This window comes from Rathayibacter sp. AY1A4 (genome assembly GCF_002930955.1).
Taxonomy (GTDB): Bacteria; Actinomycetota; Actinomycetes; order Actinomycetales; family Microbacteriaceae; genus Rathayibacter.
In genome coordinates, this window is sequence record NZ_PSTN01000045.1 from 1 (window position 1) to 10,642 (window position 10,642).

Sequence of the window (10,642 nt, forward strand, 5' to 3'; positions counted from 1 at the left end):
GGTCTCGGCGTTGTAGACGATGGTGCCCTCGTTGGGGCTGAAGGAGGAGCGCACGTGGAGCGTGACTCCGTGGCGGCGGGCTCGCCGGGAGGTGCGACGGTCGCCCAGGAGTCGGGCATCGGCGGCTCGACCGGCGGCATGTCCTCCTCCGGCGGCTCCTCGTCGAAGGGGGGCTCGTCGCCGGCGGGGGCGGCTGCAGCAGCGGCGGCGGCGGGAGCGGCGCGCACCGGCTCGGCGCCCACGGCGGGGGCCTCGACCGGAGCGGACGGAGCAGCCGCCTCGGCCGCAGGGGTCGGATCGGCGGGGATCGCCACCGTGGCCCAGCCGTCGGAGCCGGTCGCGGCCGGGATCGACGCAGCCGGAGCGGGCGCGGCGGTCGCCTCTACGGCGGCGCGCTCGGCCTCGGGGGCAGCGGCGCGCGGCTCGACGCGGGCGATGTACTTCACCCGCAGGCCGAGGACCTGCTGGATCGCCTGACGCAGGTACTCGCTGACTCCGGGCTGCCCAGCGGTTCCCGGCATCTTGAACGACTCGACGTCGTTCTGGCTCGGGAACGAGAGGGTCAGCACGTCGTCCTTGAGGGCGCGCACCTGGGCGGTGTAGGCCACCAGCCAGGCGGTCATCTTCGCCTTCTGCACGACCTCGAGGATCTCGGGCCAGGTGTCCTTCATCCGCTGGAGGGTGACCGCGCCGTCGGCGGATGCGTCGCCCGCGGCCGCAGCGGGTGCGGAGGCGGCGGGCGCCTCAGTGGACGCAGCGGCCTGATCCGACGGCTCCTGCCCGACCGGCTCCGGACGAGCCGCCGCGGCGGTCGTCGCGCGGGGGCGTCCTGACTCGGCCGGCGCGGACTCGTCCGCCTCCGGGGCGGCCGCCGTCTCGTCGGGCGCCTTCACCGGCGGCGCAGCGACCGGTGCGGACGCCGTCACCGGCGCCTCGGTGCGCGGAGCGGCCGCGATGGACTCGGGCACCGAGCCGGGAGCGGCGGCGTGCGAGGCGTGGTGGGGCTCGGGCGCACGGGACGGCTCGGACGCGCGCGACGCCTCGGACGACCGCGGAGCGGGCGCCGCGGTCTCGCGCGGCGGGGCCACGTGCCGCGGGCGCTCCTCCTGGGCAGCAGCGGGCGCGATGCCGGCGCCGGTGCCGTGCACGAGGGTGCGGGCGATCATCAGCTCGAGGTGCAGGCGCGGCGAGGTCGCACCGGTCATCTCGGTGAGGGCCTCGTTGACCACGTCGGCGATGCGGGAGAGCTCGGCCAGGCCGAGCGCGCGCGACTGGCCGGCCATGCGGTCGAGCTCGTCCTGCGAGACGCCGCGGAGCACGGCCGAGGCCGCTCCCCCGGTCGCCGCGACGACGATCAGGTCGCGGAGCTTCTCGAGCAGGTCCTCGACGAAGCGGCGCGGGTCCTGCCCCGTCTGGATGACGCGGTCGACCGCTCCGAACGCCTCGGCGGAGTCGTGCTCGGCGAGCGCGTCGACCACCTCGTCGAGCAGGGCGCCGTGGGTGTAGCCGAGGAGGGCGACGGCCCGCTCGTACTCGACGGTCTCGGCCTCGGAGCCGGCCATCAGCTGGTCGAGCAGGGAGAGCGTGTCGCGGACGGACCCGCCGCCCGCGCGGACCACGAGCGGCAGCACGCCCGCCGCCACGTGCACGCCCTCGCGCTCGCAGAGCTCCTGCGTGTAGTCGAGCATCTGCGCTGGCGGGACGAGCCGGAACGGGTAGTGGTGCGTGCGCGAGCGGATCGTGCCGATGACCTTGTCCGGCTCCGTGGTCGCGAAGATGAACTTCACGTGCTCCGGCGGCTCCTCCACGATCTTGAGCAGCGCGTTGAAGCCCTGCGGCGTGACCATGTGCGCCTCGTCGAGGATGAAGATCTTGAAGCGGTCGCGCGCCGGGGCGAAGATGGCGCGCTCGCGCAGATCGCGCGCGTCGTCGACTCCGTTGTGGCTCGCCGCGTCGATCTCGACCACGTCGAGCGAGCCCTGGCCCTCGCGGCTGAGCTCGACGCAGCTGTCGCAGACGCCGCAGGGGGTGTCGGTCGGGCCCGTCGCGCAGTTGAGGCAGCGGGCGAGGATGCGCGCCGAGGTGGTCTTGCCGCAGCCGCGGGGGCCGCTGAAGAGGTAGGCGTGGTTGACGCGGTTGGTGCGGAGCGCCGTCATGAGCGGATCCGTCACCTGGGACTGGCCGATCATCTCGGCGAACGTCTCGGGCCGGTACCGGCGATACAGGGCTGCTACCACCCGATAAGAGTAGCCGCGACCTCCGACACCGGAGCCGGGACGGCGGAGACCGGAGCGCGCGTAGCCTCGGTCCCGTGCTCCCGCCGCCTCCGCTCCCCCGCTTCGACGCGGTCGTGCTCGCCGGCGGACGCGCCTCCCGCCTCGGCGGCGCGGTCAAGCCGCTCCTCCGGCACCGCGAGTCGACGCTCCTCGGCACCGCCCTCGCAGCCGTGCGCGGAGCCGAGCGGAGGGTCGTGGCCGGACCGTCGTCGCTCGCACCGGCCGTCGACGGCGCCGAGCTCGTCCAGGAGGATCCGCCGTTCGGCGGCCCGGTCGCCGGCCTGGCCGCCGCGCTGTCCCTGCTCGACCGCCCGGGCGCTCCGGACTGGGTCGTCGTGCTCGCCGCCGATCTCGTCGCCCCCGCTCCCGCCGTGCACACGCTGCTCGAGGTTGCGTCGAACGCCGTCGAGGCCTCCCTCCTGGCCGTCGACGCGAGCGGCCGAGCCCAGCAGCTCCTCGGCGTGCACCGGCGAGCGGCCCTCGTCGAGGCGCTCGCCGCGCTCGGCGATCCCGACGGCGCCTCGGTGCGCGCCCTCCTCCGGGACCTTCCCCCACGGCTCGTGACGGTGCCCGGAGGGACGACCGACGACGTCGACGCGCCCGCCGACGCGCACCGGCACGGGATCGACCTGCCGGGCCCGCGCGGCGCAGACTGAGCGGATGGACGACACGACCGGCCCCCGCCCCTCCGCCTCCGACGGCGCCCGCCCCACGGAGGAGGTGCTCGCCGGCTGGTGGGCCGAGCTGTGCTCCGCGCTCGGCCTCGGCGAGGTCCCGGTGGACCCGGACGCCCTGCTCGCCCTCGCCGGTCGCGCGGCGCACGGAGTGGTCCGGCCGGCGGCTCCGCTGACCACATTCCTCGCGGGCTACGCGGCGGGCCTGGCCGGGGGCGGCCGGGACGCGCTCGACGCGGCGCTCACGGCCTCGCACCGGGCGGTGGACAAGCGTACGCACGCCTCCTGAGACGCTACTCCACCGGCCTCGATCCGGCACCAGGCCGACGCCGTACGGTTCCCCCGAGTCCCGGTGCCGCGGCTCGGACCGAGAGCGGCGCAGGACTCCCGCGGCCGACTGCGCCGCGGTCGTCCATCTGAAGGAGCCCCGCATGTCAGGCAACAGAGCCGTCGCCTACAAGTCCCCCGGAGTCGTCGAGGTCATCGACATCGACTACCCCACCTTCGAGCTGAAGGACGGACCCGGCGTCAATCCGGCGAACATCGGGCGGAAGCTGCCGCACGGCGCCATCCTCCGCACCGTCTCCACCAACATCTGCGGCTCGGACCAGCACATGGTCCGCGGCCGCACCACCGCTCCGTCGGACCTCGTGCTCGGCCACGAGATCACCGGCGAGGTCGTGGAGGTCGGCCCCGACGTCGAGTTCGTCAAGGTCGGCGACATCGTGTCCGTGCCGTTCAACATCGCCTGCGGCCGCTGCCGCAACTGCAAGGAGCGCAAGACCGGCATCTGCCTCAACGTGAATCCGGACCGCCCGGGCAGCGCGTACGGCTACGTCGACATGGGCGGCTGGGTCGGCGGGCAGGCCGAGTACGTGATGGTCCCCTACGCCGACTGGAACCTCCTGGTGTTCCCGGACCGCGATCAGGCGCTCGAGAAGATCCTCGATCTGACGATGCTCTCGGACATCTTCCCGACGGGCTTCCACGGCGCGGTGACCGCCGGGGTCGGCGTCGGCTCCACGGTCTACGTCGCAGGAGCGGGACCGGTCGGACTCGCCGCGGCGGTCGGAGCGCAGCTGCTCGGAGCGGCCGTCGTGATCGTCGCGGACCTCAACGAGGAGCGTCTGGCGCAGGCGCGCTCCTTCGGCTGCGAGACGGTCGACGTCTCGAAGGGCGATCCGGCCGGCCAGATCGAGCAGATCCTCGGCGTGCCCGAGGTCGACTGCGGAGTGGACGCCGTCGGCTTCGAGGCGCACGGCAACGGCGCCGACTCGGGGAAGGAGGCGCCGGCGACGGTGCTGAACTCGCTGATGTCGATCACCGCGGCGGGCGGCGCCCTCGGCATCCCGGGCCTCTACGTCACGGGCGACCCGGGCGGAGTCGACGAGGCGGCCCAGGAGGGCTCGCTGTCGATCCGCCTCGGGCTCGGCTGGGCGAAGTCGCTGTCCTTCACCACGGGCCAGTGCCCGGTCATGAAGTACAACCGGCAGCTGATGATGGCGATCCTGCACGACCGGGTCCACATCGCCGACGCGGTCCAGGCCACCGCGATCAGCCTGGACGACGCTCCCCGCGGCTACGCCGACTTCGACAAGGGCGCCGCGAAGAAGTTCGTGCTGAACCCGAACGGCTACCTGGGATGACCGACGGGGCGGGTCCTGCCCAGGGCCCGCCCCGAGCCCCGGGAGAATGGACGGGATGAGCGCGCACGGGCACGAGGCGACCGACTGGGACGAGGCCAGGCGGATCGTCGGCGAAGCGGTGGCGCGCTCCGGCGTCTCGAGCGTCCCCCTCCTCGACGCCCGCGGAGCCGTCCTCGACCGCGCCGTCGCCGCCGCCCGGCCGCTCCCCCACTACGACTCCTCGGCCATGGACGGCTGGGCCGTGCGCGGACCCGGGCCCTGGCCGCTCGAGGACGGCACCGCCGCTCCGATCGTCACCGGAGCGGCCGTGCCCGACTGGAGCGACGCGGTGCTGCCGTCCGAGCAGGGCGCGGTCCGCGACGACCTGCTCACGGCGCGGGCGCCCCTCCCGCCCGGCCGCCACGTCCGGCGCGCGGGCGACGAGGCCGCCCGCGGAGCCGTGCTGGTCGATGCCCGGACCCGCCTCACTCCCGCGCACCTCGCCCTGCTCGCGGTCGCCGGGATCGACGCGCTCGATGTCCGCTCGCCCGCCGCGGTCGACCTGCTCCTGACGGGGGACGAGGTCGACACCGAGGGGATGCCGCCCGCCGGACGGGTGCGCGACGCGTTCACGCCGCTGCTGCCCGCGCTGGTCGAGCTCTCGGGCGGAGCCGTGGGAGAGATCATGCGCCGCGGCGACGACGAGGACGCGATCGCCCGGACGCTGCTGACGGGCACGGCGCCGATCCTCCTCTCGACGGGCGGGACCGGGCGCTCCCGGGTGGACGCGGTCCGTCGCGCCCTCGATGGGGTGGGCGCGCGCGTCCTCGTCGACGGAGTCGGCATGCGCCCCGGCCACCCGACCATGGCTGCGCTGCTGCCGGGCGGGACGCTGGTGATCGCTCTGCCGGGCAATCCGCTCGCCGCACTCCTCGCGGCGCTCTCCTTCCTGCCGCCGGCCCTCGACGCGGCGTCGGGCGCCGCTGCCCGGCCCCTCGGCCGGGGTGTCCTCGCCGAGCCGCTCGGGCGCGCGGGGACCACGGTGCTCGTGCCCGTCTCCTCCGGCGAGGACGGCTGGCGGGCCTCCGCCGGCATCCGCTCGCACATGCTCACCGGTCTCGCCGCTTCGGAGGCCGTGGCCGTCGTCCCCGCACCGGGAGCGGCAGCGGGCGACTCCGTGCGCCTGCTGCCGCTGCCCTGGTGAGGCCTACGCCGCCGGTTCGAGGCGGATCACGACCGACTTCGAGGTCGGCGTGTTGCTGATCTTCGCGGTCGAGTCCAGCGGCACGAGGACGTTCGTCTCGGGGTAGTAGGCGGCCGCGCAGCCGCGGGGCGTGTCGTACGCCACGACGCGGAACGCCTCCGCCCGCCGCTCGACGCCGTCGGGCCACTCCGAGACCAGGTCGACCATCGCGCCGTCCGCGAAGCCCAGCTCGGCGACGTCGTCGGCGTGGACGAACACCACCCGGCGGCCGTCGTGGATCCCGCGGTAGCGGTCGTCCTTGCCGTAGATCGTGGTGTTGAACTGGTCGTGCGAGCGCAGCGTCTGCAGCAGCAGCCTGCCCTCCGGAACCCGCGGGTACTCGAGCGGATTCGCGGTGAAGCGGGCCAGGCCGGAGGGCGTGTCGAAGCGGCGCGAGTCGCGCGGCGGGTGCGGGAGGACGAAGCCGCCGGGCACGTCGATCCGGGCCTCGAACCCGTCGAAGCCGGGGACGACGTTGGCGATGTGCGAGCGGATGCGGCGGTAGTCGTCGCGCAGTCCCGCCCAGTCGACCCGCGGGACGTTCTCGCGGCCCTCGAGCAGCCGCTCCGCGATCCCCGTGAGGATCGCCACCTCCGAGCGCAGGCCCGGGCTCGGCGGGCGCAGGCGGCCCCGGGAGACGTGCACGGCGCTCATCGAGTCCTCGACCGTGACCCGCTGCTCGCCCGAGCGCTGCACGTCGGAGTCGGTGCGGCCGAGGGTGGGCAGGATCAGCGCGCGCCGGCCGGTGACCACGTGCGAGCGGTTGAGCTTGGTCGAGACGTGCACGGTGAGGGCGAGCGAGCGCATCGCCGCCTCCGTCACTCCGCTGTCGGGCGTCGCCCGGGCGAAGTTGCCGCCGAGCCCCATGAACACGCGGGCCTTCCCGTCGCGCATCGCCCGGATCGCGGCGACCGTGTCCGTCCCGTGCACCCGGGGGGAGGAGAAGGAGAACTCGCGGTCGAGCGCGTCGTGGAAGGAGTCCGGCATCCGCTCGAAGATGCCCATCGTGCGGTCGCCCTGCACGTTCGAGTGGCCGCGCACCGGGCAGACGCCCGCGCCGGGCTTGCCGATGTTGCCGGTGAGCAGGAGCACGTTGACGACGTCCTTGAGCGTCGCGACCGAGTGCGCGTGCTGCGTGAGGCCCATCGCCCAGCAGACGACGGTGCCCTCGGACGCCGCGATCAGCTCGGCGACGGTGCGGATGCGCGTCTCGTCGATCCCGCTCGCCCGCTCGATCTCGTCCCACTGGACCTCCCGCAGCCCGTGGAGGTACTCGGCGAGGCCGCCGGTGCTCTCGCGGATGAAGGCGTGGTCGAAGACGTCGCCGCGCGCCTCCTCCGCCTCGAGCAGCGCCTTGCCCAGACCCTGGAACAGGGCCTGGTCGCCGCCCAGCCGGACCTGGAGGAAGTGGTCGGCGAGGGCCGTGCCGTCGCCCAGGGTGCCGCGGACGGTCTGCGGGTTCTGGAAGCGGAGCAGCCCCGCCTCCGGCAGCGGATTCACGGCCACGATGGTGCCGCCGGCGCGCTTGGCGCGCTCCAGCGCGGTCAGCATCCGCGGGTGGTTCGTGCCGGGGTTCTGGCCGGCGACGATGATCAGCGGTGCCCGCTCCACGTCGCGCAGGCTCACCGAGCCCTTGCCGATCCCGATCGTCTCGGTGAGGGCGGATCCGCTGGACTCGTGGCACATGTTCGAGCAGTCGGGCAGGTTGTTCGTGCCGAAGCCGCGGACCATCAGCTGGTAGACGAAGGCCGACTCGTTCGAGGTCCGACCGGACGTGTAGAAGATCGCCTCGTCGGGGCTCGCGCAGGCTCGCAGCTCCTCAGCCACGAGGTCGAGCGCCTCGTCCCAGCCCACCGGCCGGTAGTGCGTGGCGCCCTCCTCGAGCAGCATCGGCTCCGTGAGCCGGCCCTGCTGGCCGAGCGCGAAGTCGTCCCACTCCTCCAGCTCCGCGACGGGGTGTGCGGCGAAGAAGGCCGATGTGACGGTGCGGAGCGTGGCCTCCTCGGCGACCGCCTTCGCTCCGTTCTCGCAGAACTCGGCGACGTGGCGATTGTCGCCCTCCGGCCAGGCGCAGCCCGGGCAGTCGAAGCCGGTCTTCTGGTTCACCCGCAGGAGCGTCTCGGCGCTGCGCACCGGGCCCATCTGCTTGAGCGAGATCTCGAGGGCGTGGGCGACGCCGGGGATCCCGACGGCGCGTCTCTTCGGCGACCGGACGGAGAGGCGGCTCTCGTCGATCGGACTCTCGCGGGGCTCGGCGTCATCGACCATTCCTGCATCGTACGTCCGCACCCCGGCATCGCTCCCGGTTCCCGGTGGGAGGATGACCTCCACCGCCTGAGGAGACCCATGAGCCGCAGTGTCGCCCGCACCCGCCTGACCGCCGTCCGCGCCGGCGATCCGCCCCGACGCCGCGAGGACGTCCTGGCCGTCGAGGAGCCGCTCGAGATCCGCGTCGGCGGACAGCGCTTCAGCGTGACCATGCGCACGCCCGGCGACGACTTCGACCTGGTCGCGGGATTCCTGGTGTCCGAGGGGGTGCTCACCGAGTCGGAGCAGCTGGCGGCGATGCGCTACTGCGCGAGCGGCTCCGGTCCGGGCGAGAACACGTACAACGTGGTCGACGCGAGCGTCCGCGGCGGGCGGGAGGCCGTGCTGCTCGAGCGCGAGCGGTCGGTCTACACGACGAGCTCGTGCGGAGTGTGCGGGCTCGCGTCGCTCGAGGCGGTCGCCACCGACTCGGCGTGGAGCGTCGCGGAGGACGACCTGCGGGTCGAGCGGGAGCTGCTGGTCTCGCTCCCCGATCGGCTCCGCGAGGCGCAGGCGGTGTTCGAGCGGACGGGCGGCGTCCACGCGGCCGGGCTGTTCGACGCGGACGGCTCGCTGCTGGTGCTCCGGGAGGACGTCGGGCGGCACAACGCCGTGGACAAGGTGGTCGGCTGGGGGCTCCGGGAGGGGCGGCTGCCGTTGAGGGGGACGCTGCTGCAGGTGTCGGGTCGCGCCTCGTTCGAGCTGGTGCAGAAGGCCGTGATGGCCGGCATCCCCCTGCTCGCCGCGGTCGGTGCCCCGTCGTCGCTGGCGGTGGACCTGGCTCGCGACTCCGGCCTCACCCTGATCGGCTTCAGCCGCGGCTCCGGCTTCAACCTCTACGCGGGCGACGCGCGCCTGCTGCCCTGAGCCGGGCTCCTCAGCCGGCTCCTGCCGATGGAGCAGCCCGCGCAGCAGCCGCATCGAGATCTCCTCCCTCGCGCTCGGACTCGATACGCCGCGTCCCGCGGCTACTCGACCAGCAGGAGGGCCCGAGTATTCGGCAGAGGGCCGCGACCCGGAATCGCGTGCGAGCGATTGAGGGCAGCCCGACGCTCCACGCTCTGCGGAACGCAACCCCTGAGAGGCCGACCGCGGTCGTGCAGCGGGCCACCGCTGCACGACGAGCGAGCACCGCCGCGTGCCAGCGATTCAGGACAGCCCGACAGGAGCCGCTCCACGGGAGCCACCACCCCCGGAAGCCGACCGCGAGTGATGTCGCGGCTCCGCCGCTACACGACCGACAAGCTCTGCCGGGCGATCTCCAGCTCCTCGTTCGTGGGGATGACGAGGACGGCGACGCGGGAGTCGTCGGTGGAGATGCGGCGGGCGCCGCGGTCGGAGGACGTGTTGCGCTCGGGGTCGAGCTCGATGCCCAGGCCCTCGAGGCCGCGGAGGGCGCCGGCTCGGACGGCGGCGACGTTCTCGCCGACTCCGGCCGTGAACACCACGGCGTCGACGCGGCCCAGCTGGGCGTAGAAGGCCCCGATGTAGTGGCGGAGGCGGTGGTAGTAGACCTCGAGCCCGGCGCGGGCCCGCTCGTCGCCGGCCTCGGCCGCCTCCTGGACGTCGCGCATGTCGCCGCGACCCGTGAGGCCGAGGAGGCCGCTTCGGCGGTTGAGGAGGGTGTCGAGCTCGTCGATCGAGAGGCCCGCCTTGCGGGCCAGGTGGAAGACGACGGCCGGGTCGAGGTCGCCGGAGCGGGTGCCCATCACCAGGCCCTCGAGCGGGGTCATGCCCATCGAGGTCTCGACGGAGACGCCGCCGTCGACGGCGCAGGCGGACGCTCCGTTGCCCAGGTGCAGGACGATCGTCTTGAGGTCGGAGCGGCGGCGGCCGAGGTAGGCGGCGGCGGCCTCCGAGACGAACTTGTGCGAGGTGCCGTGGAAGCCGTAGCGGCGAACGCGGTGCTTCTCGGCGAGTTCGGCGGGCAGCGCGTAGGTCGACGCCTCGGCCGGGATCGTGTGGTGGAAGGCGGTGTCGAAGACGGCGACGTGCGGGACGTCCGGGAAGGCCTTCTGCGCCGCCTCGATGCCCTCGAGGTTGGCGGGGTTGTGCAGCGGGGCGAGGTCGGCGAGGTCCTCGATGTTGATCTTGACCAGGTCGGTGACGACGGTGGGCTCGAAGAAGCGCTTGCCGCCGTGCACGACGCGGTGGCCCACGGCGACGGGAGGGAACTCGTCGAGGCTCGGGCCGTGCTCGCCGAATGCGCGGATCATCGCGTGGAAGCCGGCGGTGTGGTCGGGGATCGGCCCCTCGATCTCGAACGACTCCCCGTCGCGGGTGTGCTTCGTGCGGCCGGTGTCCTCGCCGATCCGCTCGACGAGGCCACTGGCGAGCGTCTCCTCGGTGGTCATCTCGATGAGCTGGTACTTGAACGACGACGATCCGCTGTTGACGACGAGGACGACGGACGTCGGCAGCCCCACCTAGCTCTGCTACAACGCCCGCATCGCCGCCAACCTCGGTGCCCCGTTCTTGCTCGTCCTCACCGGCCGGGACTCGTCCCGCAGGGCGCAG

General features: G+C 73.8%; 8 protein-coding genes. 5 read left to right on the plus strand and 3 right to left on the minus strand.

The features are described 5' to 3' along the window. Nucleotides 1–2,237 (minus strand): DNA polymerase III subunit gamma and tau (locus C5B92_RS16450; protein ID WP_181028881.1); only part of this gene is annotated, 2,237 nt, incomplete at its 3' end. Nucleotides 2,238–2,311: 74 nt separating this feature from the next. Here C5B92_RS16450 and C5B92_RS16455 point away from each other — a divergent pair. The 4 genes from C5B92_RS16455 (at nt 2,312) to C5B92_RS16470 (ending at nt 5,779) form a co-directional block, all read left to right on the plus strand. Next, nucleotides 2,312–2,932, plus strand: coding sequence for a molybdenum cofactor guanylyltransferase (locus C5B92_RS16455; protein WP_258061603.1), 621 nt, complete (start codon nt 2,312–2,314; stop codon nt 2,930–2,932). A gap of 4 nt (nt 2,933–2,936) precedes the next feature. After that, on the plus strand, nt 2,937–3,239 hold the full coding sequence (locus tag C5B92_RS16460; RefSeq protein ID WP_219814360.1) for a DUF6457 domain-containing protein: 303 nt from the start codon (nt 2,937–2,939) through the stop codon (nt 3,237–3,239). A 142-nt stretch (nt 3,240–3,381) separates the two neighbouring features. After that, entirely contained in the window at nt 3,382–4,596 is a 1,215-nt protein-coding gene (gene fdhA, locus C5B92_RS16465; protein ID WP_104225123.1) for a formaldehyde dehydrogenase, glutathione-independent, read from the plus strand. A 55-nt stretch (nt 4,597–4,651) separates the two neighbouring features. Further along, on the plus strand, nt 4,652–5,779 hold the full coding sequence (locus tag C5B92_RS16470; protein ID WP_181028883.1) for a molybdopterin molybdotransferase MoeA: 1,128 nt from the start codon (nt 4,652–4,654) through the stop codon (nt 5,777–5,779). 3 nt (nt 5,780–5,782) lie between these two features. Here C5B92_RS16470 and C5B92_RS16475 read toward each other — a convergent pair whose 3' ends face one another. Beyond that, nucleotides 5,783–8,086: an FdhF/YdeP family oxidoreductase gene (locus C5B92_RS16475; RefSeq protein ID WP_104350600.1), complete on the minus strand. Its 2,304-nt coding sequence runs from the start codon at nt 8,084–8,086 to the stop codon at nt 5,783–5,785. 78 nt (nt 8,087–8,164) lie between these two features. Here C5B92_RS16475 and fdhD point away from each other — a divergent pair, with 78 nt between their 5' ends. Beyond that, nucleotides 8,165–8,992, plus strand: coding sequence for a formate dehydrogenase accessory sulfurtransferase FdhD (gene fdhD, locus C5B92_RS16480; protein ID WP_104256674.1), 828 nt, complete (start codon nt 8,165–8,167; stop codon nt 8,990–8,992). 362 nt (nt 8,993–9,354) lie between these two features. Here fdhD and C5B92_RS16485 read toward each other — a convergent pair whose 3' ends face one another. Beyond that, the gene (locus C5B92_RS16485; protein WP_258061604.1) at nt 9,355–10,479 is read right to left on the minus strand and encodes an acetate/propionate family kinase; all 1,125 of its coding nucleotides are present in this window, start codon (nt 10,477–10,479) and stop codon (nt 9,355–9,357) included. Between the last annotated feature and the right edge of the window lie 163 nt (nt 10,480–10,642).

Coding starts and splice junctions, on each gene's coding strand:
- C5B92_RS16475 (WP_104350600.1), bottom strand. CDS start 8,086: ATGGTCGATGACGCCGAGCCCCGCGAGAGTCCGATCGACGAGAGCCGC.
- C5B92_RS16460 (WP_219814360.1), top strand. CDS start 2,937: ATGGACGACACGACCGGCCCCCGCCCCTCCGCCTCCGACGGCGCCCGC.
- C5B92_RS16470 (WP_181028883.1), top strand. CDS start 4,652: ATGAGCGCGCACGGGCACGAGGCGACCGACTGGGACGAGGCCAGGCGG.
- C5B92_RS16485 (WP_258061604.1), bottom strand. CDS start 10,479: ATGACCACCGAGGAGACGCTCGCCAGTGGCCTCGTCGAGCGGATCGGC.
- fdhA (WP_104225123.1), top strand. CDS start 3,382: ATGTCAGGCAACAGAGCCGTCGCCTACAAGTCCCCCGGAGTCGTCGAG.
- fdhD (WP_104256674.1), top strand. CDS start 8,165: ATGAGCCGCAGTGTCGCCCGCACCCGCCTGACCGCCGTCCGCGCCGGC.